The following is a 23396-nucleotide window of genomic DNA, read 5'->3' as shown; positions in this document are numbered from 1 at the left end:
AATGCGTTCGCCACCCGGCGCCCGCGGGTGAGATCCTCGATCAGGTATGTCTACTTCCTTCGCCGCCCTGCAGACGCTTCTCGGTGAGATCTCCCTCCGTGACGCGCACCGCCTCGGCCGCCGCCTCGAAGGCGCCCGCCGCATCCGAAAGACCGAGGCCAAGCAGGCCGTGCTCGACGAGATCGCCGCGGAGGCCGAGAAGGCCGCCGCGCGACTGGCCGGCCGTGCCTCGCGGATGCCGGAGGTCACGTATCCCGAGAACCTGCCCGTCAGCCAGAAGAAGGACGAGATCGCCGAGGCGATACGCGACCATCAGGTCGTGATCGTCGCCGGTGAGACCGGTTCCGGCAAGACCACGCAGATCCCCAAGATCTGCATGGAGCTGGGCCGCGGCGTCCGGGGCATGATCGGGCACACCCAGCCCCGCCGGATCGCCGCCCGCACGGTCGCGGAGCGGATCGCCGAGGAGCTGAAGTCCGAGATCGGGCAGACCGTCGGCTGGAAGGTCCGGTTCACCGACCAGGTGGACCAGGACGCGACCTTCGTGAAGCTGATGACGGACGGCATCCTGCTCGCCGAGATCCAGACGGACCGCGAGCTGCGCGCGTACGACACGATCATCATCGACGAGGCCCACGAGCGGTCGCTGAACATCGACTTCCTGCTCGGCTACCTGGCCACCCTGCTGCCCAAGCGCCCCGACCTCAAGGTGATCATCACCTCGGCGACCATCGACCCGGAGCGGTTCTCCCGGCATTTCGGCGATGCTCCGATCGTCGAGGTCAGCGGCCGTACGTACCCGGTCGAGGTCCGCTACCGCCCGCTCCTGGAGGAGGAGGGCGAGGACAGCGACCGCGACCAGATCACCGCGATCTGCGAGGCCGTCGACGAGCTCCAGTCCGAGGGTCCCGGCGACGTCCTGGTCTTCCTCTCCGGCGAGCGCGAGATCCGCGACACGGCGGACGCCCTGAACAAGCGGAATCTTCGCTTCACCGAGGTCCTCCCCCTCTACGCCCGCCTCTCGCACGCCGAGCAGCACCGGGTGTTCCAGCAGCACACGGGCCGCAGGATCGTTCTCGCGACGAACGTCGCCGAAACCTCCCTCACCGTCCCCGGCATCAAGTACGTGATCGACCCGGGCACCGCCCGGATCTCCCGCTACAGCCACCGCACCAAGGTCCAGCGGCTGCCCATCGAGCGGATCTCCCAGGCCAGCGCCAACCAGCGCAAGGGCCGCTGCGGCCGTACCAGCGACGGCATCTGCATCCGGCTGTACTCCGAGGACGACTTCAACGCCCGTCCCGAGTTCACGGACGCCGAGATCCTGCGTACGAACCTGGCCTCCGTCATCCTCCAGATGACCGCGGCCGGCCTCGGCGAGATCGAGAAGTTCCCCTTCATCGACCCGCCGGACCACCGCAACATCCGCGACGGCGTCCAGCTGCTCCAGGAGCTCGGCGCGCTGGACCCCGCCGAGAAGGATCCGTCGAGGCGGCTCACCCAGATGGGCCGACAGCTCTCGCAGCTCCCCGTGGACCCGCGCCTGGCCCGCATGGTGGTCGAGGCGGACAAGAACAACTGCGTCCGCGAGGTCATGGTCATCGCGGCGGCCCTGTCCATCCAGGACCCGCGCGAACGGCCCTCGGACAAGCAGACGCAGGCCGACCAGAACCACGCCCGCTTCAAGGACGAGACCAGCGACTTCCTCTCGTTCCTCAACATGTGGCGCTACGTCCGCGAGCAGCAGAAGGAGCGCGGCTCGTCCTCGTTCCGCCGGATGTGCAAGCAGGAGTACCTGAACTTCCTGCGGATCCGCGAGTGGCAGGACATCTACTCGCAGCTGCGTACGGTCGCCAAGGGCATGGGCATCCACGTCAACGAGGGCGACGCCCCCGAGACGAGCGTGCACATCTCGCTGCTGGCCGGCCTGCTCTCGCACATCGGCCTCAAGGACACCGACAAGAACGAGTACCTGGGGGCCCGGTCCGCCAAGTTCGCGATCTTCCCGGGCTCGGCGCTCTTCAAGAAGCAGCCGAAGTTCCTGATGTCCGCGGAGCTGGTGGAGACCTCGCGGCTGTGGGCCCGGGTCAACGCCAAGGTGGAGCCGGAGTGGGTCGAGCCGCTCGCCCAGCACCTGATCAAGCGCACGTACAGCGAGCCGCACTGGGAGAAGGACCAGGCGGCCGTCATGGCGTACGAGAAGGTCACGCTGTACGGCGTGCCGATCGTCGCCCAGCGGAAGATCAACTACGGCCGGATCGACGCCGAGGTCTCGCGCGAGCTGTTCATCCGCAACGCGCTGGTCGAGGGCGACTGGCGCACGCACCACAAGTTCTACGCCGACAACCGCAAGCTCCTCACCGAGGTCGAGGAGCTGGAGAACCGGGCGCGCCGCCGCGACATCGTGGTCGACGACGAGACCCTCTTCGACTTCTACGACCAGCGGATCCCCGACCACGTGGTCTCCGGGGCGCACTTCGACTCCTGGTGGAAGCACAAGCGGCGCGAGGAGCCCGAACTCCTCGACTTCGAGCGCGAGATGCTGCTCACCGAGAAGGCCGCCGGGGTCACCAAGGCCGACTACCCGGACTCCTGGCGCCAGGGGCAGCTCAAGTTCCGGGTGACCTACCAGTTCGAGCCCGGCGCGGACGCGGACGGCGTGACCGTCCACATCCCGCTCCAGGTGCTGAACCAGGTCACCGACGAGGGCTTCGACTGGCAGATCCCGGGCCTGCGGGAAGAGGTCGTCACCGAGCTGATCCGGTCGCTGCCGAAGCCGATCCGCCGGCACTACGTGCCCGCGCCGAACTTCGCGACCCGCTTCCTGGACACGGCCGTACCCCTGCAGGAACCGCTGCCGGTGACGCTGGCGCGCGAGCTCCAGCGGATGGTCGGGGTCCCGGTCACCTCCGAGGACTTCGACCTCAGCCGGATCCCGGACCACCTGAAGATCACGTTCCGGATCGTCGACGAGCGCCGCAAGAACCTCGCCGAGGACAAGGACCTGGAGGCCCTGCGGCTGAAGCTGAAGCCGAAGGCCCGCCAGGCCCTCTCCAAGGCCGCCGCGGCCACCGCCGAGCGCGCGGGCGGGGAGTCGCTGGAGCGCACCGGGCTGACCGACTGGACGATCGGCACGCTGACCAAGGTCTTCGAGACCCGGCGGGCGGGCCAGCCGGTGAAGGCGTACCCGGCGCTGGTGGACGAGGGCACCAGCGTGTCCGTACGGCTCTTCGACACGGAGGCCGAGCAGCAGCAGGCGATGTGGCTGGGCACGCGCCGGCTCATCCTGCTGAACATCCCGGTGAACCCGGCGAAGTTCGCCTCGGACCACCTGACCAACCAGCAGAAGCTGGCCCTGTCCCGCAATCCGCACGGCTCCATCCAGGCGCTGTTCGACGACTGCGCGACCGCCGCGACCGACAAGCTGATCGCCGACCACGGCGGCCCGGCGTGGGACGAGGCGGCCTTCCGCGCCCTCTACGAGGCCGTCCGCGCCGACCTCGTGGACACGACCGTGCGGACGGTGGCCCAGGTGCAGCAGGTGCTGGCCGCCTGGCAGGCCTGTGAGCGCCGTCTGAAGGCCACGAACAGCCTGGCCCTGGTGGCGAACGTGCAGGACGTCAGGACGCAGCTGGCGGCCCTCGTACCGGCCGGCTTCGTGACGCTGACGGGCCTGCGCCGGCTGCCGGACCTGATGCGCTACCTGGTGGCGGTGGACCGGCGGCTCCAGCAGATGCCGACGGGCGCCCAGCGCGACACCACGCGCATGCAGAAGGTGCACGAGATGCAGGACGAGTACGCGTGGCTGCTGGAGCAGCTGCCGAAGGGCCGGCCGGTGCCGTCCGCGGTCACCGACATCCGCTGGATGATCGAGGAACTCCGGGTCAGCTACTTCGCGCACGCGCTCGGGACGGCGTATCCGATCTCCGACAAACGGATCGTGAAGGCGGTGGATGCGGCGGCCCCGGGCCCGGCCCGCTGATCGGGTTCGACTGCACCCCCTGAGCTGGGGTACAGTCTGATTCGCAGCCGCCCAGCGGCCGCAAATCAAGGACCTGTGGAGCAGTTGGTTAGCTCGCCACCCTGTCAAGGTGGAGGTCGCGGGTTCAAGTCCCGTCAGGTTCGCAAGAAGAGCAGGGCCCGCATCCCCAAGGGATGCGGGCCCTGCTGCGTTTGACCCCCCGGGAGCCCCGGGAGCTCCGGGAACCCCGGGAGCCGCGGGAACCCTCTGGAGCCCCGGCACCCCCCTGGACTCCTGCCGGGAAAATCCCCCGTCCGCATGAGGCACTCTGCGACGCACGTCCCCTTACGGGTGCATTGCGGGTTGTACAAGAGTCACTGCCTGTGACGGGAGTCACCACATGAGTTTTTGAGACTCGCACATTTATCGCACCCATACGCGTGCTCGATTTAATATGTGCAATGGCACCCACCCTGCCGGCCCCCCGCGCGCACCCGATTCCACCCCTCCCCGGGCATAAAAAAGGATCGCGCTGGACCCGGCGGAGTCCAGCGCGATCCGACGACAAGGACCTGTTGGGGCAGGTCCAGGCGTTTGAAGCCCTGTGGGTTTCATCGGATTGGGGGACCCGATTCAAGCCCGGTAAAGCGGGGTGCTTGCGCGACCTCAGGCCTCGCTGCGCTGCTGCGGAATTCCCGCGAGCAGTGCGCGAACCTCGGCCTCGCGGTAACGGCGGTGTCCACCCAGGGTGCGGATGGACGTGAGCTTGCCAGCCTTGGCCCAGCGGGTGACCGTCTTCGGGTCCACGCGGAACATCGTGGCAACCTCAGCCGGGGTCAGCAGCGGCTCGGCATCAGGGGTGCGAGCGGTCATGAGCGGCCTCCTCGGGAGAACCGAACCATCTCGGTTCTTTCCTCTAAATTCTGCACCTTGGCCCGCGTTGCCCGAAATGGACACACGCGGGCCGAGTCGGTTATAGGACGAACGGCTTGTCCTCGGCACTACAACTACACCATCCGTCCAGCCTCGACGGCCAAACCGATGGAATTGCCCTCCGAGGTGTTCATCAGCGGCGGAAGCCGATGGACCGCCCCATAACGGACAGTCACCCCACTGTGACGATCAGTCACAGAGCGATCAGGAGTCATCAGGACCCCCCGTAGAGTGCAATGCCGAGCATTCCGCCCAAAGTTGGGTGGAAGGAACCCTCCCCGGACTCCTTGTCCTATTTTGGCACGAGGGTAGGGGAAGGGCGCAAGGGTGTAGATAGTGCGGTCCGTCACGCTTGAGCCAATGGCCCGTATCGGGACGTAGGTCCTGGAACTAAGGCCCGAATGCGTCGCGATCAAGGACTTGAGGGATCGGTCCGGGCGTCAGTTCGCGAACAGTCTCTCCCGGACCTCCCGCCAGCGCTCCGCCAGCTCCGCGTACGCCTCCGCCGCCGCGGCCTCGTCCCCGGCCCGCAGCGCCGCGATCCCCACCGCCACGTCCCGGGCCGAGCGGTCGGTGCGCAGCCGGTCCGCCGGCAGGGCGTGGACCAGCCCCGCGTAGTCCAGCTCGACCATCGAGCGCGGGTGGAACTCCTCCAGCCAGCTGCCGACGTCCACCAGCCCCTCCGCGAGCCCCGCGTACCCCTCGGCGGCCCGCAGGATCCGCAGCGCCCGCGCGAGCCGCCGCCGGGCCTGCACCATCGGCGTCCGGTAGCGCATCCGCTCGCCCGGCAGGTACTCCCGCTCGTCGTCGGCCACCAGTACGAACCAGCGCAGCGGCACCTGCCACACCGCGGTACGGATCCACGGGCGCGCGTCCGGATTCCGCTCGCGCCAGCGCTCGTACTCCTCGGCCGCCCGCCGCCGCGCCCCCGGCGGGAGCGCCGCGTCCAGTACCGGCTGCGGGAACTGGTCGACCAGCTCCTGGAGCGCCAGCCAGCCGCGCAGTCTGGTCCGCCACGGGCAGACCAGCAGCACCCCGTCCACCTCCGCCGTGAAGGCGTCCGCGCTCTCCTGCGCCGGCACCCCGACCACCGGGACCCGGACCAAGTCGGAGAGGGAGCGACGCAGTTCGTCCTGGGCCGTCGCCACCACGCCGCGCCGCGCGTACGAGGCCCAGTGCGTGCGCTCCGGCTCCGCGAAGGCCGCCAGGGGCTCGTAGACGCGCAGGTAGGAGGCGTACGGGACGGTCGGCGCCGAGCGCGCCGCGGGCAGCTTGGGGTCGGGGGATTCGCTCACGCTCTCGTACTCCCCCGCCCCGCCGGGAGCTACTCGCCGGGCCGCCCGCCGACCCCGCGCCGGGCCCGCCCCGGGGGGCTCGTGCACCCCCGGAGTGTTCCGATCTCCGGACAGGTCGCCTACGCGCGGCCCGCAGGTCTTACTCTGCTCCCAGCGCGCCCTCCCCCACCCGCAGGGCGGGCGTCATTCCGCCGCATCTCTTTCCATGGGAGTCACCACCGTGACCGAAATGACCGACGGCGTCCTGCACACCCTGTTCCGCACGGAACAGGGCGGCCACGAGCAAGTCGTGCTGTGCCAGGACCGAGCCTCCGGCCTGAAGGCCGTCATCGCGATCCACTCCACCGCCCTGGGCCCCGCCCTCGGCGGTACGCGCTTCCACGCGTACGCCTCGGACGAGGAAGCCGTCCTCGACGCGCTGAACCTCTCGCGCGGCATGTCGTACAAGAACGCCCTCGCCGGTCTCGACCTCGGCGGCGGCAAGGCCGTCATCATCGGCGACCCCGACGTACTGAAGTCCGAGGAACTGCTGCTGGCGTACGGCCGGTTCGTGGAGTCCCTCGGCGGCCGCTACGTCACGGCCTGCGACGTCGGCACGTACGTGGCGGACATGGACGTCGTGGCCCGCGAGACCCGCTGGGCGACCGGCCGCTCCCCCGAGAACGGCGGCGCCGGGGACTCCTCGGTCCTCACCGCCTTCGGCGTCTTCCAGGGCATGCGGGCCAGCGCCCAGCACCTGTGGGGCGACCCGACCCTGCGCGGCCGCAAGGTCGCCGTGGCGGGCGTCGGCAAGGTCGGCCACCACCTGGTCGAGCACCTGCTGGAGGACGGCGCCGAGGTCGTCATCACGGACGTGCGGGAGGAGTCCGTGCAGCGGATCCTCGACAAGCACCCGGGCAAGGTCACCGCGGTCGCCGACACGGAGGCGCTGATCCGCGTGGAGGGCCTGGACATCTACGCCCCCTGCGCGCTCGGCGGGGCCCTGAACGACCGGACGGTGAACGTCCTGACGGCGAAGGTCGTCTGCGGCGCCGCGAACAACCAGCTCGCCCACCCGGGCGTGGAGAAGGACCTCGCGGACCGCGGGATCCTCTACGCGCCCGACTACGTGGTGAACGCGGGCGGGGTCATCCAGGTCGCCGACGAGCTGCGGGGCTTCGACTTCGACCGCTGCAAGGCGAAGGCCACGAAGATCTTCGACACCACGCTGGAAATATTCGCTCGCGCGAAGGCGGACGGGATCCCGCCGGCCGCGGCGGCCGACCGGATCGCCGAGCAGCGGATGGCGGACGCCCGTGCGGCGAAGGCCGCGAAGGGCTCGTCCCCGGCTGTCGACCCGTCATAACGACCCCTGACGTGCGCCCGCCGGGGTTGCGGCGAGACGGAACTCACTGCACTTCGGCGGGTCGCCCGCCAGGAAAGGGTTAAAATCGCAGCTGACCAGCGAGGACGGGGCGCCTCATTGGTCCTGCACCGGGGCACGTCATGCGGGCGGCGTACCGTATGGCCGCGGAAGCAGGTACCGTTAAACCCCTACGGACGGTCTCTCCACGGAGAGCCCGATCCGAACCATGAACGCGTGTCAGACTCTGGGGCCGTCGAGCCCCGTCACCGAGGGGGTCGAGCCATGGGGCGCGGCCGGGCCAAGGCCAAGCAGACAAAGGTCGCCCGCCAGCTGAAGTACAACAGCGGCGGGACTGACCTCTCGCGTCTGGCCAATGAGCTGGGCGCATCGCCGACGGAACCGCTGCTGCCTGTCAGCGAGCCGGTCGAAGTCGATGACGATCTGGACGACGACGACCCGTACGCCAAGTACGCGGATCTGTACAACAGCGATGACGACGACGAGGACGAAGAGTCCGGCCCGTCGGCACAGCGTCGCGGCGCTTGACGCTCTCCCGCGTCTCTTTCGCGTCTGCACGAGCTATAAACGCAAAAACACTGAACCCGGTCCAGGGCATCGCCCCGGACCGGGTTCAGTGCTGCTCAGCTCGCGTAGGAACCGGTGAGGGTCGCACCCTCGGTACGGTCGCCCCGGTCGAGGATCTCGCCGGCGACCCAGGCGTCCACGCCCCGGTCGGCCAGCGCGGTCAGCGCCACGTCCACCGACTCCTGCGGGACCACGGCCATCATGCCGACGCCCATGTTCAGGGTCTTCTCCAGCTCCAGCTGCTCCACCTGACCGGCCTTGCCGACCAGGTCGAAGATCGCGCCGGGGGCCCAGGTCGTGCGGTCGACCGTGGCGTGCAGGTGGTCCGGGATGACCCGGGCCAGGTTCGCCGCGAGTCCGCCGCCGGTGATGTGCGAGTACGCGTGGACCTCGGCCGTACGGGTGAGAGCCATGCAGTCCAGCGAGTAGATCTTGGTCGGCTCCAGCAGCTCCTCGCCGAGGGTCCGGCCGAGCTCCTCCACGTGCTGGTCGAGCGACATGCCGGCGCGGTCGAAGAGGACGTGCCGGACCAGCGAGTACCCGTTCGAGTGAAGGCCGGACGATGCCATCGCGATGACGGCGTCACCCGTACGGATGCGATCCGCGCCGAGCAGGCGGTCGTACTCGACGACACCGGTTCCGGCGCCCGCCACGTCGAAGTCGTCCGGGCCCAGCAGACCCGGGTGCTCGGCGGTCTCGCCGCCCACCAGGGCGCAGCCGGCGAGGACACAGCCCTCGGCGATGCCCTTCACGATCGCCGCGACACGCTCCGGGTGGACCTTGCCCACGCAGATGTAGTCGGTCATGAAGAGCGGCTCGGCGCCGCAGACGACGATGTCGTCCATGACCATCGCGACGAGGTCGTGGCCGATGGTGTCGTACACGCCCAGTTGGCGGGCGATATCCACCTTCGTGCCGACCCCGTCGGTCGCGGAGGCCAGCAGCGGGCGCTCGTAGCGCTTGAGGGCGGAGGCGTCGAAGAGGCCGGCGAATCCGCCGAGGCCGCCGAGGACCTCGGGGCGCTGCGTCTTCTTCACCCACTCCTTCATGAGCTCGACGGCGCGGTCCCCGGCTTCGATGTCGACGCCCGCGGCTGCGTAGCTGGCACCGGTGGTCTTCTCTGTCATGACAGGAGAGAGCTTTCGTGTCGTTACTGCGGGTGGTGCCGGGCCCTGGGAGAAGCACTCGTAAAGACAGGGCCCGGCGCAGGTGGAGCCGAGGTCGCGGGTCGCGGCGCTACGGGCGCCGGAGCGCGTCGGCGGCGTCGGTGCCGCCGGCCAGCTCGCTCTCCAGGAGCTGCTTGCCCAGGAGCTGCGGGTCGGGCAGCTCCATGGGGTACTCGCCGTCGAAGCAGGCACGGCAGAGGTTGGGCTTCTGGATGGTCGTCGCCTCGATCATCGCGTCGAGCGAGATGTACGAGAGCGAGTCCGCGCCGAGCGACGTGGCGATCTCGTCGACCGTCATGCCGTTGGCGATCAGCTCGGCCCGGGTGGCGAAGTCGATGCCGAAGAAGCACGGCCACTTCACCGGCGGCGAGGAGATCCGGATGTGGACCTCGGCCGCGCCGGCCTCGCGGAGCATCTTGACCAGGGCGCGCTGGGTGTTGCCGCGGACGATCGAGTCGTCGACGACCACCAGGCGCTTGCCCCGGATGACTTCCTTGAGGGGGTTGAGCTTCAGGCGGATGCCCAGCTGGCGGATCGTCTGCGAGGGCTGGATGAAGGTCCGGCCGACGTAGGCGTTCTTGACCAGGCCGGAGCCGTACGGGATCCCGCTGGCCTCGGCGTAGCCGACGGCGGCGGGCGTGCCGGATTCCGGCGTCGGTATCACCAGGTCGGCGTCGACGGGGGCTTCCTTGGCCAGGCGCCGGCCCATCTCGACACGCGAGAGGTAGACGTTCCGGCCGGCGATGTCGGTGTCCGGGCGCGCCAGGTAGACGTACTCGAAGACACAGCCCTTGGGCTTTGCTTCCGCGAAGCGGGAGGTGCGTAGACCGTTCTCGTCGATCGCGATGAGCTCGCCCGGCTCGACCTCGCGGACGAAGCTGGCTCCGCAGATGTCGAGGGCGGCGGTCTCGCTCGCGACCACCCAGCCGCGCTCAAGGCGGCCGAGGACCAGCGGGCGGATGCCCTGCGGGTCACGGGCGGTGTAGAGGGTTCCCTCGTCCATGAACACGAGCGAGAACGCGCCCTTGACCTTCGGGAGGACCTTGGTGGCCGACTCCTCGATGGTCAGGGGCTTGCCGTCGTCGTCCGTCTGGCCGGCCAGCAGGGCGGTGACCAGGTCGGTGTCATTGGTGGCCGCCACCTGGGTGGCACGGCCGTCCTGACGGGGGAGGTCGGCGACCATCTCGGCGAGCTCGGCGGTGTTCACCAGGTTGCCGTTGTGACCCAGGGCAATGGAGCCGTGGGCGGTCGCGCGGAAAGTGGGCTGCGCGTTCTCCCAGACGGAGGCTCCGGTGGTCGAGTAGCGGGCGTGACCGACCGCGATATGACCCTGGAGCGAGCCGAGAGAGGTTTCGTCGAAGACTTGGGAAACTAGGCCCATGTCCTTGAAGACGAGGATCTGGGAACCGTTGCTCACAGCGATTCCCGCGGACTCTTGTCCACGGTGCTGCAGCGCATACAGTCCGAAGTAGGTGAGCTTGGCGACCTCTTCACCCGGAGCCCAGACACCGAAGACGCCGCAAGCGTCCTGGGGGCCCTTTTCGCCGGGGAGCAGGTCGTGGTTGAGTCGTCCATCACCACGAGGCACGCTTCCGAGTGTAGGCGAGATCGACCACTGGTCCGAATTGGGGATGGCCGGGAAATCTCACAGCACAGAGGGTGACTGTACGACTCTGTCTCGCTATTCGGAGCTTTGTTGACATCTACGAAGGTATTCGCACAGGCTCTCGCCCCATGCAGCCTCTCGGTGACCACTCCGTCACCCTCGTCGAGCGCCGCCACGTAGACCTGGTCCGTGTCGCGAGCGCCATCTGTCGCTGTTCTGCGTAGCCACAACTCTCCCTCTTCTTTCTCCCTTTCGCTCCGCCCAGCCCTGCCCTGCCGTGCCGCGCGCCGTCCCGCGCCCGCCCGGGGCAGGGCCGCCGAGCCGTGTCCTGGAGTTCCTGTGTCTTCGTACAACAGCAGTCTGTCCCGCCGGGCGTTCGGAAGTGCCGTCGGAGTGAGCGCGGCGGCCGCCGCGGTGGGGCTCGGGGCCGGCCCGGCCGCCGCCTCCGACGCCGCTGGGACCGGCCCCGAGGAGCGTCCGTTCCAGGCCGCCCGCGGCCGGCGTTCCCGGCGCCCGAACGTCCTGTTCATCCTCGGCGACGACCTGGGCTGGGCCGACCTGTCCTCGTACGGCTCCCCGGACATCAAGACCCCGAACCTGGACCGGCTGGCCCGCCAGGGGGTCCGCTTCACCGATGCCTACTCCGGCTCCGCCACCTGCTCGCCGACCCGGTTCAGCCTGTACACGGGCCGCTACCCGGGCCGGACCGGGGGCGGGCTCGCCGAGCCCATCGCCGACAAGAGCGCCGGCCTGGAGCCCACCCACCCGACGCTGGCCTCACTGCTGCGCGCCTCCGGCTACGCGACCGCGCTCATCGGCAAGTGGCACTGCGGCTACCTGCCCGACTACAGCCCGACCAGGTCGGGCTGGGACGAGTTCTTCGGGAACTTCGGCGGGGCCCTGGAGTACTACTCCAAGCTGGGCCTGGGCGGCGAGTACGACCTCTACGAGGGCGACGCCACCTACAAGGACCTGCGCTACTACACGCGGATCATCACCGAGCGCGCCGCCGAGTACGTCTCCCGCGACCACGGCGGCAAGCCCTGGCTGCTGAACCTCAACTTCACCACCCCGCACTGGCCGTGGATCGCCGACGGGGACACCGAGGCGAGCGCCGAGGTCGAGCGCCGGATCAGGGCGGGCGACGCCCGGGCACTGTGGCACCAGGACGGCGGCTCCGTGGAGAAGTACCGGCAGATGGTGGAGGACCTCGACCGCTCGGTCGGCGAAGTGCTGAAGGCCCTCAAGCGCTCCGGTCAGGAGGACGACACCCTGGTCTTCTTCTCCAGCGACAACGGCGGCGAGCGCTTCTCGTACAACTGGCCGCTCTCCGGCAACAAGGCCTCCCTCCAGGAGGGCGGGATCCGGGTGCCGAACATCGTGCGCTGGCCCGCCCGGATCGACGGAGGCCAGGTCAGCCGGGTCCCGGTCTTCACCCCGGACTGGACGGCGACCCTGCTGGAGCTGGCCGGGACCCGGCCGGACCCGGCCCACCCGCTGGACGGGGTGAGCCTGGCCGGATACCTGCTGCGCGGCGAGAAGACCGCGGAGAGGAACCTGTTCTGGCGGGTGCGCGGGGAGCGGGCCCTGCGTCGCGGGGACTGGAAGTACTACCGCGGCAAGACGGGCAAGGACCAGTTGTTCAACCTGGCCGGGGACATCCGCGAACAGGCCGACAAGGCGGCCCTGGAGCCGGCCCGGCTGGCGGAACTGCGCGCGGCCTGGGAGAAGGTGGACGCGGGGCTGCTGCCGTACCCGGGCTGACCTGCGGGTCCCGGGGGTGGGGTGTCGGGCTTTAGGTGTCGGGCGTCGGGCGGGTCATTCCGCGGCCGAGGCGGCCGTCGCGGTCAGGCCTGTGCCGTCCGGCGCGGTGAGGGTGAGTGTCCCGCCGTTGACGCGCCAGGTGAGCGGGGAGGCGGCGAAGAGCTCGGTCAGCTTCCGCTCGACCTCGCCCACCGGGCCCTCGCAGGCCATCCGGGTCGTGGTCAGCGGCCCGAAGGTGAGCTGGGCGCCGTCACCGGTGGCCTTGGCGCTGAACCGGTTGCAGCCGAGGCTGCCGCTCACGGCCAGGTCGGCGCTGATGGTGAAGACGGCCTTGCCGGCCGCCTCGGCCGGCAAGGAGGCGGCGCTCTGGCCGCTGACCAGGGAGGTCACGGTCCAGGCGGTGGTGGTGAGCGGGGCATCCGGGGCCGGGGGTTCCGAGCTCATCGCGATGGTGCTCCCGTCGTCGGTCTTCAGGGTGAGCCGGTTCGGCTGCCGGTCGACCGTCAGACGGCCGGTCAGGAGCTTGGCGAAGGCCGTCTCGAACTCCGTGTTCTCGCAGGCCATGGCGGTGGTGGAGCCCGGTTTCACGGTGATGGCGCTCGCGCCGTCGTGGGTGACCTCGGCGGTGAATCCGTTGCAGCCGTAGTTGCCGGTGGCCTGGTCGGGCTCCGCCTGCGGGAAGGTGACCCGGGCGACGGAGGGCGCCGTGAGGGTCTTCCCGCCCACGGTCAGGCTCTGCACGAACCAGGTCCCGGCCGAGCCGTGTCCCGGGAGGGTGCCGCGCGTACCGCCGTCACTGCAGGCGGTGGCGGCGGCCAGGGCCAGGAGGGCGACGAGGGCAGCGGGGAGGTGCCGTGGCGTACGCATGCCCCTGGGACGGATCCTGCGCGGGGGCGGTTCCATGCGCAGGCCGTTCCCCTCGGACCGGCTCAGCTCATGACCGGGAGCAGCGCCGACAGGTCGGCCCGCTCGCCACTGGCCCTGACCTGCGCGTCCTCCACGGCCGCGGTCCAGTCCGTACGCCCGGTGGCCAGCCGGATCCAGGTCAGCGGGTCCGTCTCCACCACGTTCGGCGGGGTGCCGCGGGTGTGCCGCGGCCCCTCGATGCACTGGACCACCGCGAACGGCGGGATCCGTACCTCCACCGAGCCGCCCGGGGCCTTCAGCGCGAGGGCGTCGGCGAGCAGCCGGGTACAGGCCGCCAGAGCCTGCCGCTCGATCGGGATGTCCAGGCCGGCGGCCCGGTTGAGGTCGTCGGTGTGCACCACGAGCTCCACGGTCCGGGTGACCAGGAAATCGGCCAGGGTCATGTCCCCGATCCACAGGTCCAGCACCCGGCTGCCCGGGTTCGCGGCCAGTTCCTCGGCCATACGGGCGCCTGCGCGCTCGTACAGCTCGGGCAGCGGGGCGCCCTCCAGGGTCTCCTTGGCCGCCTCGGCGATCTTCCCCGCGAGCGAGGCGGTGGCGAAGGGCCATTCGACGGCCGTCAGCTCCGGTACGGCGGCCGGGGGCCGGGCCAGCCCGGCTGCCAGCGAGTCGGCGATCCACGCGATGTGCGCGGCGAGTTCGGCGACGCTCCAGGCGCCGACCCCGCTGGGCCGCGCGAGCTGCTCGTCGCCCAACTCCCGTACGGCATCGGCCACATGCCCGAACTGCGCGGTGACGGCTGCACGGATCTTCGCGGCGTCGTAGGTACGCGCCCTCTTCTTGGCGGGTGGCATGGCCCGACCCTATCCGCCGGGTCCGACAGCGGACCGGGCTCGCAACGCCCGAGCCCCCGCCCGGAAGGCTCCGGACGGGGGCTCGGGTACGAGCGCGGGCGGGATCAGGCGAGCAGCGCCGGGATCGTCGCCTCGTGAGCGGTACGCAGCTCCGCGAGCGGAATCGCGAACTCGCCCTGGATCTCGATCTCCTCGCCGTCCACCACGCCGATGCGGGTGGCGGGCAGCCCCCGCGCACCGCACATGTCGGTGAAGCGGAGCTCCTCGCTGCGCGGGACGGCCACGATGGCCCGGCCCGCCGACTCGGAGAACAGGAAGGTGAACGCGTCCAGGCCCTCGGGCACCACGATCCGCGCACCGTTGCCGCCGCGCAGGCAGGACTCCGTGAGCGCCTGGATCACGCCGCCGTCGGACAGGTCGTGCGCCGCGTCGACCATGCCGTCGCGGGACGCCGAGATCAGGATCTCGCCGAGCAGCTTCTCGCGGCCCAGGTCCACCTTGGGCGGCATGCCGCCGAGGTGGTCGTGGACGACCTGGGACCAAGCCGAGCCGCCGAACTCCTCGGCCGTGTCGCCGAGCAGGTACAGCAGCTGGCCGGCCTCCGCGAACGCCATCGGCGTACGGCGGTTGACGTCGTCGATCACACCGAGGACCGCCACGACCGGGGTCGGGTGGATCGCGATGTCACCGGTCTGGTTGTACAGCGAGACGTTGCCGCCGGTCACCGGGGTGCCCAGCTCCAGGCAGCCGTCCGCGAGACCGCGGGTGGCCTCGGCGAACTGCCACATGACGCCCGGGTCCTCGGGCGAGCCGAAGTTGAGGCAGTCGGAGATGGCCAGCGGCTTGGCGCCGGTCGCGGCGACGTTGCGGTACGCCTCCGCCAGCGCGAGCTGCGCACCCGTGTAAGGGTCGAGCTTCGCGAAGCGGCCGTTGCCGTCGGTGGCCATGGCGACGCCGAGGTTGGTCTCCTCGTCGATGCGGACCATGCCGGCGTCCTCGGGCTGCGAGAGCACCGTGTTGCCCTGGACGAAGCGGTCGTACTGGTCCGTGACCCAGGACTTCGAGGCCTGGTTCGGGGACGACACCAGCGCCAGGACCTGCGCGCGGAGCTCCTCGGAGGTCTGCGGCCGGGGAAGCTTGCCCGCGTCGTCGGCCTGGAGGGCGTCCTGCCACTCGGGGCGCGCGTACGGGCGGTGGTAGACCGGGCCCTCGTGGGCGACGGTGCCCGGGGGCACGTCCACGATCTGCTCGCCGTGCCAGAAGATCTCCAGGCGCTCGCCGTCGGTCACCTCACCGATGACGGTGGCGATGACGTCCCACTTCTCGCAGATCTCCATGAAGCGGTCCACGTACTGCGGCTCGACGATCGCGCACATGCGCTCCTGCGACTCGCTCATGAGGATTTCCTCGGGCGAGAGCGTCGCGTCGCGCAGCGGGACGGTGTCGAGCTCGACGCGCATGCCGCCGGAACCGGCGGAGGCCAGCTCGGACGTGGCGCAGGAGAGCCCGGCGCCGCCGAGGTCCTGGATGCCCGCGACCAGCTTCTCCTTGAAGATCTCCAGGGTGCACTCGATGAGGAGCTTTTCCTGGAAGGGGTCGCCGACCTGGACGGCGGGGCGCTTGGTGGGCTTGGAGTCGTCGAAGGTCTCCGAGGCCAGTACGGACACGCCGCCGATGCCGTCGCCGCCGGTGCGGGCGCCGTAGAGGATGACCTTGTTGCCGGGGCCGGAGGCCTTGGCGAGGTGGATGTCCTCGTGCTTCATCACGCCGATGCAGCCGGCGTTGACGAGCGGGTTGCCCTGGTAGCAGGCGTCGAAGACGACCTCGCCGCCGATGTTCGGCAGGCCCAGGCAGTTGCCGTAGCCGCCGATGCCCGCGACCACGCCCGGCAGGACGCGCTTGGTGTCGGGGTGGTCGGCCGCGCCGAAGCGCAGCGGGTCGACGACCGCGACCGGGCGGGCGCCCATGGCGAGGATGTCGCGGACGATGCCGCCCACGCCGGTGGCCGCGCCCTGGTAGGGCTCGATGTAGCTCGGGTGGTTGTGCGACTCGACCTTGAAGGTGACCGCGTACCCCTGGCCGACGTCGACGACGCCCGCGTTCTCGCCGATGCCGACGAGCATCGCGTCGTTCTGCGGGACCTTCTCGCCGAACTGCTTCAGGTGGACCTTGCTGCTCTTGTACGAGCAGTGCTCGGACCACATGACCGAGTACATGGCGAGCTCGGCGCCGGTGGGCCGGCGGCCGAGGATCTCCCGGATGCGGGCGTACTCGTCCTCCTTGAGGCCGAGTTCCTTCCAGGGCTGGGAGGCGTCCGGCGTCTCGGTGGCGTTCTTGACGGTGTCGAGGCTCATGCGGAGACCAGCTTCTTCAGGACCGAGGTGAAGAACGGGAGGCCGTCGGTGCGGCCCGTCCCGATCAGCGGCTCGACCGCGTGCTCGGGGTGCGGCATGAGGCCGACCACGTTGCCCGCGGCGTTGGTGATGCCGGCGATGTCGCGGAGCGACCCGTTCGGGTTCACGTCCACGTACCGGAAGGCCACGCGGCCTTCGGCCTCGAGCTCGTCGAGGACGCGCTCGTCGGCCACGTACCGGCCGTCCACGTTCTTGAGCGGTACGGAGATCTCCTGGCCGGCGGTGTAGTCGCCGGTCCACGCGGTCTCCGCGTTCTCCACCCGCAGCTTCTGGTCGCGGCAGATGAAGTGCAGGTGGTTGTTCCGGAGCATCGCCCCCGGCAGCAGGTGGGCCTCGGTGAGGATCTGGAAGCCGTTGCAGATGCCGAGGACCGGCATGCCGGCCTTGGCCTGCTCGATGATGGTCTCCATCACCGGCGAGAACCGGGAGATGGCTCCGGCGCGCAGGTAGTCCCCGTAGGAGAAGCCGCCCGCGAGGACGACCGCGTCGACCTGGTGCAGGTCCTTGTCGCGGTGCCACAGCGAGACGGGCTCGGCCCCCGCGAGGCGGACGGCGCGCAGCGAGTCACGGTCGTCGAGCGTTCCGGGGAACGTGACGACTCCGATGCGAGTGGTCACCGTCAGGCCTCGACCTTCACGGTGAAGTCTTCGATGACGGTGTTGGCGAGGAACGTTTCGGCCATCTTGTGGATGCGGTCGAGGGCGGCCTGGTCGACCGGTCCCTCCACTTCCAGTTCGAAGCGCTTCCCCTGGCGGACGTCGGCGATGCCCTCGAATCCCAGGCGCGGCAGTGCACGCTGCACCGCCTGGCCCTGAGGGTCGAGGATCTCCGGCTTGAGCATGACGTCGACTACGACGCGTGCCACTGGCACTCCCGATGGGTGGTTGGTGCGAAGGCGGTTCCCTCAGCGTACCCGGCCGAAATTTCTACGCGGGTAGATATCTCCGGGCCGCGTTCGGGTGCGCGATCACCCACCCGTTTCGACTTCACCAACGCTTCGCAAAATCCACCGGAAAACCACGCGCTCGGCATTGCGGCGGGACACGCGGAGATAATTAACTGGGCTTCGCAATGCAATGAGAATCAAGGTACAAAGGATTCCACCGGAGCAGCGGCTTTTTTCGCCGTACGACCCGGGACGGAATGATGCATTGCTCCGAAACATCCACACAGGCGACATCACCGCACGTCCAACGGGTGAGCGGCGTCGCACGAAGGGACCGATATCCGTGGCGCAGCGCGTAGTAGTCACGATCTCCGACGACATCGACGGCGGAGAAGCGGCGGAAACGGTCACGTTCGGCCTGGACGGTAAGTCGTACGAGATCGACCTCAATCTGGCGAACGCAAAGAAACTGCGGAAGAGTCTCGCGCCCTTCGTGGCCGCAGGCCGCCGGCAGGCCCGTTCCGGGAAGGCGTACAAGCACACCTCGCTGGCCCCCGACCCGGCGGTCGTCCGCGCCTGGGCCCGGTCCAACAGCCTCGACGTGCCGCCGCGCGGCCGCATCCCGAAGCGGGTGTACGCGGCGTACAACGAGGCCCACTGAGGCCTGCCGGGGCCCGCTAACGGGGCCCGCCGGGGGCCGATTTGCCATCCACCCCCTCCGGTCCGCTAGTGTGTGGATCACGCCGAGGGGCCAGACCGCAGGTCAAAGCCCCGAAGGTCGTGCGGGTGTAGTTCAGTAGCAGAACATCCTCCTTCCAGGGGGAAGGCGCAGTGTGCGATCCCTGTCACCCGCTCTGCAACGCTTTACAGACCACTCCGGTGGATCGGGTAGAGTGATGCACGCATCGCCACGGTATTCATGCCGGAGCAGCATGCGGACGTAGCTCAGTTGGTAGAGCACCACCTTGCCAAGGTGGATGTCGCGCGTTCGAGTCGCGTCGTCCGCTCAGCGAACAAAGGCCCTGATCGATGATCAGGGCCTTTGTCGTATGCGTTTACCGTGGACGTGTGGACGTCGGCTGGTGTCGACCAACGTCATCGGGGGGCTGGGACCGTGTCGAAGCTGACGGGGTGGTGGAGGAACCGCAGCAGTGCGGCCAAGGTCGAGCTCTACACCCGCTGGTCATTGCACTTCTTCATGCTCCTCGAATCCTTCGCGGTGCTCCTCGGCCTCGCCCCCGAGGGCCCCGGCGCCGCCGCCGGCGCCCTGCTCCTGCCCCTGTGCGCACAGATCGCGCTGAGTGGAGTCGTGGCTTCCAGGGCGCTGGACTGGGTAATCGGCCGACGCGAGCGGCCCGTACGCCTGGCGGTGGCCCTCGCCGCGCTGACCGCCGCGCTGGCGGTCGCCGTACTGGTCCTGCGCTCGGTCGGCGCGCTCTCCCACGCGGGCGTCGCCCCCTCCCTCGTGGTCAACACGGTCGCGTTCGCCTCGGGTTCGCTGACGCTGGCCCTGACTCGGGTCCGGCACATGCTCTGCGTGGCCCCGGCCGCGGGCGCCGCGGCGGCGGCCGTGGCCCTGGCGGTGGGACACCCCGCCGGGGAGGCGGCCGGCTACGGGATCGGCGTCCTCCTCACCTGTGGCCTGCTCGTCCTGGCCTGCGGCTTCTCCTCATGGCTGCTGAAGACGGTGTACGAGCTCGACCGGGCCCGGGAGCTCCAGGCGCAGCTCGCCGTCGCCCAGGAGCGGCTGCGCTTCGGACGCGACCTGCACGATGTGATGGGCCGCAATCTCGCGGTGATCGCGCTCAAGAGCGAGCTGGCCGTCCGGCTGGCCCGGCTCGAACGCCCGGAGGCCGTGGACCAGATGATCGAGGTCCAGCGGATCGCGGCCGAGTCCCAGCGCGAGGTGCGCGAGGTCGTACGCGGCTACCGCGAGGCGGATCTCACCGTGGAACTGGAGGGCGCCCGCGGGGTGCTCGGCGCGGCCGGAATGGACTGCCGCGTCGAGGTGGAGGCGGGCGGTGCGCTGCGCCCCGAAGTGCAGTCGGCACTGGGCTGGGTGGTCCGGGAGGCGACCACCAACGTCCTGCGGCACGGGGACGCCCGCAGCTGCGTGATCCGGCTCACGGCACCCGCCGGGGGCGCGCTGACGCTGCTGGTGGAGAACGACGGGGCCCCCGAGGTGCCGGCCGGACCGCCGGGCTCCGGGCTCGCGGGCCTGCGGGAGCGGCTCGCGGCACTGGACGGAACCTTGGAGGCCGGCCCGGTCGACGGCGGCCGGTTCCGGCTGCTGGCCCGGATACCGGACGGACGACTGCGAGGACTGGAGGCGCGGGCATGAGCCCCGTACGCGTACTGCTGGCCGACGACGAGCACCTGATCCGCGGCGCCCTCGCCGCGCTGCTGGCCCTGGAGGACGATCTGCTGGTCGTCGCGGAGGCGGCCTCGGGGCCGGAGGCCCTCGCGATGGCGCGCGCCCACCGGCCGGACGTGGCGGTGCTGGACCTGCAGATGCCGGGCGCGGACGGTGTGAGTGTGGCCACATCGCTGCGGGCCGAACTCCCCCACTGCAAGACCATGATCGTGACGAGCCACGGCCGTCCCGGGCACCTGAAGAGGGCTCTCGCGGCGGGGGTGCGGGCCTTCGCGCCGAAGACAGTGTCGGCGCAGCGGCTGGCCGAGCTGATCCGCACCGTGCACGCCGGAGGCCGTTATGTGGACCCGGAGTTGGCGGCCGACGCGATCAGCGCGGGGGACTCCCCGCTGACCGCGCGCGAGGCCGAGGTGCTGGAACTCGCGGGGGACGGGGCGCCGATCGCGGAGATCGCGGAGCGGGCCTCGCTCTCGCCCGGGACCGTACGGAACTACCTGTCGTCGGCGGCGACGAAGCTGGGCGCCGAGAACCGGCACACGGCAGTGCGTCTCGCACGCGAGCGGGGTTGGGTATAGTAGTTCTCGCGTTACGGCGCACCTGCGGACATAGCTCAGTTGGTAGAGCACCACCTTGCCAAGGTGGATGTCGCGCGTTCGAGTCGCGTTGTCCGCTCCATCGAAGAAGCCCCCGGTCCTGTGACCGGGGGCTTCTTCGTGTCCGGGGCCCTTTCGGGCCCCGGACATCAGAGCTGAGAGCTCGGGCCTCAGGCCTCAGGCCTCAGGCCTCAGGCCCAGGAGAGGCCGGTGAGCCGCTCGTACGCCTCGATGTACTTGGCGCTGGTCTGCTCGGCGACCTCCTGCGGGAGGGCCGGCGGCGGGAGTTCGCCCGTGCGGTCCCAGCCGGAGGCGGGGGAGGTGAGCCAGTTGCGGACGAACTGCTTGTCGAAGGAGGGCTGCGCGCGGCCCGGCTCCCACTGGTCGGCCGGCCAGAAGCGCGAGGAGTCCGGGGTCAGCACCTCGTCGCCGGCGACGAGGGTGCCCTCCTTGTCGAAGCCGAACTCGAACTTGGTGTCGGCCAGGATGATCCCGCGCTCGCGGGCGATGTCCCGGGCCCGGCCGTACACGGCCAGGGTGGTCTGGCGCAGCAGCGCCGCCGTCTCGGCGCCGGTGGTGCGCGCGACCTCCTCGTACGAGACGTTCTCGTCGTGCTCGCCGACCTCGGCCTTGGCGGCCGGCGTGAAGATCGGGGCGGGCAGCTCGGAGCCGTCCACGAGCCCCTCGGGGAGGGCGAGTCCGCAGACCGTACGGGTCTTCTCGTACTCGGCGAGGCCGGAACCGGTGAGGTAGCCGCGGGCCACGCACTCGACCGGGACCATGTCGAGGCTCTTGCAGATCAGCGTGCGGCCGGCCCAGTCGGCGGGGGCGCCCTCGGGCAGGTCCGTGCCGATCACGTGGTTCGGGACGAGGTCCCTCAGCTGGTCGAACCACCAGAGGGAGAGCTGGGTCAGGACGCGGCCCTTCTCCGGGATCTCGGTGGGGAGCACCCAGTCGTACGCGGAGATGCGGTCGCTGGCGACCATGACGAGGTTGCCGTCGCCGTCGCGGTAGAGGTCGCGCACCTTGCCGGTGTGGAGGTGGACGAGGCCGGGCACCTGAACCGGCTCGGGCTTTTCGACGAATCCGGACACGGGGTCTCCCTGTGGTTCTGTACGAGCGCAGCCCCATTCTCCCGCACGGGGGCCGGTGCCCGGTTCCGGGGGTGCGCGGCGGGGTGCCCGGCGGGGCGCCGGCCCGGCTCAGTCCCGTTTGCAGATCCGGTCGAGGAGGTTGGCGGTGGCCCGCTGGACCCGTTCGTCGATGTGGCCGGGGCGGTCGAGGGCCGGGGACCAGGCGAAGGTGCCCGACGCGAAGACCAGGGCGCCGCTCGGGGCCCGGTACAGGGAGGTCTCCTGGTGGCGCTTCGCGCCCTCGCTGTCACGGTACGGGGAGTGCGCGAGCAGGATCCGGTCCTGGTGCTCGGGCAGCTGGGTGCGCGGGAAGTACCGGTCGGCCTCGCCGGCGACCAGGCCGGGGAGTTCGTCGTTCTCGACGGCGCCGGTGGAGTCCCAGAGCCAGTGCGTGGCATTGCGCACGATCAGGGGCGCGGGCTCGGGGACCCGCCCCGCGTACTGGATGCCGAGCAGCTGCTGCTCCGGGCGGTCGACCTCGCGCCAGAGGCTGGGGCGGCCGGGGCCGCGGCGTTTTCGGCAGGTGAGGAGCCGGTCGTCGACCCCTGAGGGGGAGGGGCCCAGCTCGACCTGCCAGTACATGGTGTTGGCGGAGAGGAAGACGAGCGAGGTGCCGTGGTCGCGGGCGCGCTCGACGGTGCGGCGCATGGGGGCCGACCAGTACTCGTCGTGGCCGGGGAAGACCAGGCCGCGGTAGCGGGTGGGGTCGACGCGGCCGGCGTGCAGATCGCGGGTGTCGGCGTAGGCGAGGTCGTAGCCGTAGCGCTCGGCCCAGCGGATGAAGTCGTAGGCGTGGCCCACGTGCAGGGGCAGGCCGGCGCCGGCGTAGGGCCGGTCGAAGGAGACGGTGATGGCCGCGTCCTGCTCGCCGAGCAGCCGGCCCGCTTCGTCCCAGGCGTGGTAGAGGCTCGCGCCGGTGTGCCCGTCCTCGGGGTAGAGGTTGTAGGCCTGCCAGGTGATGTCGGGCAGCAGCAGGAGCAGGTCGGCGGGGTGGTCGTCGCGGACGGTGAAGGGGATGTGCGACCGGTACCCGTCGGCGGTGGTGAGGACGGCGACGTACGCGCCGACGCTCCAGTAGGAGGGGACCTGCAGCCGCCAGGAGAGCCACCAGTGGTGGCAGGAGACGGTGCGGTCGGCGGTGAGGGGGGCCGGCTGGACGATGCCCGAGAGCCGGGGACTGGTGGTGATCTTGGAGGCGCCGTCGCCGCCGTAGTGGCCGATGCGGTAGACGTCGACGGAGAACTGCTGGGGCGGGTCCACGGTGATGTGGAAGTCGATGGCCTCGCCGGGTGCGACGGCCCCGGTGGAGGCGAAGCCCTTGATCTGGCGGTGCACGTCGTCGGCAGTGCGCGGGCCGCCGTTGCCGCGGGCGCGGGGGATCTGGCCGGGGGCGAGCGCCGGGTCCACGTACCAGGGCACGACCTGCCCGGTGTCGTCGAAGTACAGTTCGCTGCCCCGGAACCACGGCAGCGGGCCCTGGCCGAAGGGATCGGACACCGCGTGCGCGAGCGCACCTGATTCCCAACGCCGGATCTGGTCCGTACCACCCATACCGCTCCCCTCCCTCGCTCCCCCGAACGGTCTCTGAACACGCTGACACGGCACGGTTTCAGGACATCG

19 protein-coding genes and 4 tRNA genes are annotated in these 23396 nt (G+C 70.2%); 12 read left to right on the top strand and 11 right to left on the bottom strand.

The genetic code is table 11. From position 1 onward, the window contains the following. Positions 1–46 precede the first annotated feature (46 nt). Both hrpA and ACIQU4_RS34735 read left to right on the top strand, forming a co-directional pair. Positions 47–3982, top strand: a complete 3936-nt coding sequence (gene hrpA / locus ACIQU4_RS34740; RefSeq protein ID WP_403739404.1) for an ATP-dependent RNA helicase HrpA — start codon at positions 47–49, stop codon at positions 3980–3982. 69 nt (positions 3983–4051) lie between these two features. Then, positions 4052–4125: transfer RNA gene (locus ACIQU4_RS34735), tRNA-Asp, on the top strand. A 502-nt stretch (positions 4126–4627) separates the two neighbouring features. Here ACIQU4_RS34735 and bldC read toward each other — a convergent pair. Both bldC and ACIQU4_RS34725 read right to left on the bottom strand, forming a co-directional pair. Further along, positions 4628–4834 (bottom strand): developmental transcriptional regulator BldC, encoded by a 207-nt coding sequence (gene bldC, locus ACIQU4_RS34730; RefSeq protein ID WP_003949541.1) that lies wholly within the window; start codon positions 4832–4834, stop codon positions 4628–4630. Positions 4835–5334: 500 nt separating this feature from the next. Next, positions 5335–6189, bottom strand: a complete 855-nt coding sequence (locus ACIQU4_RS34725) for a hypothetical protein (protein ID WP_403739402.1) — start codon at positions 6187–6189, stop codon at positions 5335–5337. Positions 6190–6409: 220 nt separating this feature from the next. Between ACIQU4_RS34725 and ACIQU4_RS34720 the strand changes: the two genes are divergently transcribed. Both ACIQU4_RS34720 and ACIQU4_RS34715 read left to right on the top strand, forming a co-directional pair. Further along, complete coding sequence (locus ACIQU4_RS34720) at positions 6410–7534, top strand: Leu/Phe/Val dehydrogenase (RefSeq protein ID WP_403739399.1); 1125 nt, start codon at positions 6410–6412, stop codon at positions 7532–7534. Between the two features lie 282 nt (positions 7535–7816). Continuing rightward, positions 7817–8080 (top strand): DUF3073 domain-containing protein, encoded by a 264-nt coding sequence (locus ACIQU4_RS34715; RefSeq protein WP_403739396.1) that lies wholly within the window; start codon positions 7817–7819, stop codon positions 8078–8080. A gap of 95 nt (positions 8081–8175) precedes the next feature. Here ACIQU4_RS34715 and purM read toward each other — a convergent pair whose 3' ends face one another. Together purM and purF are read right to left on the bottom strand one after the other, a co-directional pair. Continuing rightward, positions 8176–9246 (bottom strand): phosphoribosylformylglycinamidine cyclo-ligase, encoded by a 1071-nt coding sequence (purM, locus tag ACIQU4_RS34710; RefSeq protein ID WP_030160135.1) that lies wholly within the window; start codon positions 9244–9246, stop codon positions 8176–8178. Positions 9247–9355: 109 nt separating this feature from the next. After that, positions 9356–10873 (bottom strand): amidophosphoribosyltransferase, encoded by a 1518-nt coding sequence (purF, locus tag ACIQU4_RS34705; protein ID WP_399250055.1) that lies wholly within the window; start codon positions 10871–10873, stop codon positions 9356–9358. 146 nt (positions 10874–11019) lie between these two features. On the opposite strand from purF, the gene ACIQU4_RS34700 reads away from it, so the two are divergent. Together ACIQU4_RS34700 and ACIQU4_RS34695 are read left to right on the top strand one after the other, a co-directional pair. Further along, entirely contained in the window at positions 11020–11115 is a 96-nt protein-coding gene (locus tag ACIQU4_RS34700) for a putative leader peptide (protein WP_385588274.1), read from the top strand. 115 nt (positions 11116–11230) lie between these two features. Further along, complete coding sequence (locus ACIQU4_RS34695; protein ID WP_403739387.1) at positions 11231–12655, top strand: sulfatase-like hydrolase/transferase; 1425 nt, start codon at positions 11231–11233, stop codon at positions 12653–12655. Between the two features lie 54 nt (positions 12656–12709). On the opposite strand, the gene ACIQU4_RS34690 is transcribed toward ACIQU4_RS34695, so the two are convergent. The 5 genes from ACIQU4_RS34690 to purS all read right to left on the bottom strand — a co-directional run bounded on the left by ACIQU4_RS34690 (position 12710) and on the right by purS (position 17661). Next, a complete protein-coding gene (locus tag ACIQU4_RS34690) occupies positions 12710–13522 on the bottom strand; it encodes an META domain-containing protein (RefSeq protein ID WP_403739384.1) in 813 nt (270 codons plus the stop codon). A gap of 62 nt (positions 13523–13584) precedes the next feature. After that, on the bottom strand, positions 13585–14376 hold the full coding sequence (locus ACIQU4_RS34685; RefSeq protein ID WP_403739382.1) for a sterol carrier family protein: 792 nt from the start codon (positions 14374–14376) through the stop codon (positions 13585–13587). Between the two features lie 104 nt (positions 14377–14480). Further along, positions 14481–16730 (bottom strand): phosphoribosylformylglycinamidine synthase subunit PurL, encoded by a 2250-nt coding sequence (purL, locus tag ACIQU4_RS34680; protein WP_403739379.1) that lies wholly within the window; start codon positions 16728–16730, stop codon positions 14481–14483. Further along, entirely contained in the window at positions 16727–17407 is a 681-nt protein-coding gene (gene purQ / locus ACIQU4_RS34675; RefSeq protein ID WP_150528585.1) for a phosphoribosylformylglycinamidine synthase subunit PurQ, read from the bottom strand. The genes purL and purQ overlap by 4 nt, the downstream gene beginning before the upstream one ends. A gap of 2 nt (positions 17408–17409) precedes the next feature. After that, positions 17410–17661 (bottom strand): phosphoribosylformylglycinamidine synthase subunit PurS, encoded by a 252-nt coding sequence (gene purS / locus ACIQU4_RS34670; RefSeq protein WP_008740952.1) that lies wholly within the window; start codon positions 17659–17661, stop codon positions 17410–17412. 358 nt (positions 17662–18019) lie between these two features. On the opposite strand from purS, the gene ACIQU4_RS34665 reads away from it, so the two are divergent. From ACIQU4_RS34665 to ACIQU4_RS34640, 6 genes are all read left to right on the top strand, one after another. Beyond that, entirely contained in the window at positions 18020–18337 is a 318-nt protein-coding gene (locus ACIQU4_RS34665) for an Lsr2 family protein (RefSeq protein ID WP_387287173.1), read from the top strand. 121 nt (positions 18338–18458) lie between these two features. After that, positions 18459–18530 (top strand) — tRNA-Gly (locus tag ACIQU4_RS34660). 80 nt (positions 18531–18610) lie between these two features. Next, positions 18611–18683 (top strand) — tRNA-Gly (locus ACIQU4_RS34655). A 107-nt stretch (positions 18684–18790) separates the two neighbouring features. Continuing rightward, positions 18791–20017, top strand: a complete 1227-nt coding sequence (locus ACIQU4_RS34650) for a sensor histidine kinase (protein ID WP_403739372.1) — start codon at positions 18791–18793, stop codon at positions 20015–20017. Continuing rightward, the gene (locus ACIQU4_RS34645) at positions 20014–20625 is read left to right on the top strand and encodes a response regulator transcription factor (RefSeq protein ID WP_030160152.1); all 612 of its coding nucleotides are present in this window, start codon (positions 20014–20016) and stop codon (positions 20623–20625) included. Before ACIQU4_RS34650 ends, ACIQU4_RS34645 begins: the two co-directional genes overlap by 4 nt. A 24-nt stretch (positions 20626–20649) precedes the next feature. Continuing rightward, a tRNA-Gly gene (locus ACIQU4_RS34640) sits at positions 20650–20725 on the top strand. Positions 20726–20834: 109 nt separating this feature from the next. Here ACIQU4_RS34640 and ACIQU4_RS34635 read toward each other — a convergent pair. Continuing rightward, on the bottom strand, positions 20835–21737 hold the full coding sequence (locus ACIQU4_RS34635) for a phosphoribosylaminoimidazolesuccinocarboxamide synthase (protein WP_403739367.1): 903 nt from the start codon (positions 21735–21737) through the stop codon (positions 20835–20837). Positions 21738–21845: 108 nt separating this feature from the next. Next, positions 21846–23327 carry a N,N-dimethylformamidase beta subunit family domain-containing protein gene (locus ACIQU4_RS34630; RefSeq protein WP_403739364.1) on the bottom strand — a complete coding sequence of 494 codons (1482 nt, stop codon included), beginning with the start codon at positions 23325–23327 and terminating at the stop codon, positions 21846–21848. Positions 23328–23396: the final 69 nt, after the last annotated feature.

Source organism: Streptomyces sp. NPDC090741 (assembly GCF_044769045.1).
GTDB lineage: Bacteria > Actinomycetota > Actinomycetes > Streptomycetales > Streptomycetaceae > Streptomyces.
Note: the sequence above shows the minus strand (reverse complement) of the source record. Positions and strands in the feature narration are given on the sequence as shown.

Bases quoted from the DNA above. Each gene is read 5' to 3' on its own strand.
- ACIQU4_RS34690 (WP_403739384.1), bottom strand. From the start codon at position 13,522: ATGCGTACGCCACGGCACCTCCCCGCTGCCCTCGTCGCCCTCCTGGCC.
- ACIQU4_RS34685 (WP_403739382.1), bottom strand. From the start codon at position 14,376: ATGCCACCCGCCAAGAAGAGGGCGCGTACCTACGACGCCGCGAAGATC.
- bldC (WP_003949541.1), bottom strand. From the start codon at position 4,834: ATGACCGCTCGCACCCCTGATGCCGAGCCGCTGCTGACCCCGGCTGAG.
- purM (WP_030160135.1), bottom strand. From the start codon at position 9,246: ATGACAGAGAAGACCACCGGTGCCAGCTACGCAGCCGCGGGCGTCGAC.
- ACIQU4_RS34700 (WP_385588274.1), top strand. From the start codon at position 11,020: ATGCAGCCTCTCGGTGACCACTCCGTCACCCTCGTCGAGCGCCGCCAC.
- hrpA (WP_403739404.1), top strand. From the start codon at position 47: ATGTCTACTTCCTTCGCCGCCCTGCAGACGCTTCTCGGTGAGATCTCC.
- ACIQU4_RS34715 (WP_403739396.1), top strand. From the start codon at position 7,817: ATGGGGCGCGGCCGGGCCAAGGCCAAGCAGACAAAGGTCGCCCGCCAG.
- ACIQU4_RS34645 (WP_030160152.1), top strand. From the start codon at position 20,014: ATGAGCCCCGTACGCGTACTGCTGGCCGACGACGAGCACCTGATCCGC.
- purL (WP_403739379.1), bottom strand. From the start codon at position 16,730: ATGAGCCTCGACACCGTCAAGAACGCCACCGAGACGCCGGACGCCTCC.
- ACIQU4_RS34630 (WP_403739364.1), bottom strand. From the start codon at position 23,327: ATGGGTGGTACGGACCAGATCCGGCGTTGGGAATCAGGTGCGCTCGCG.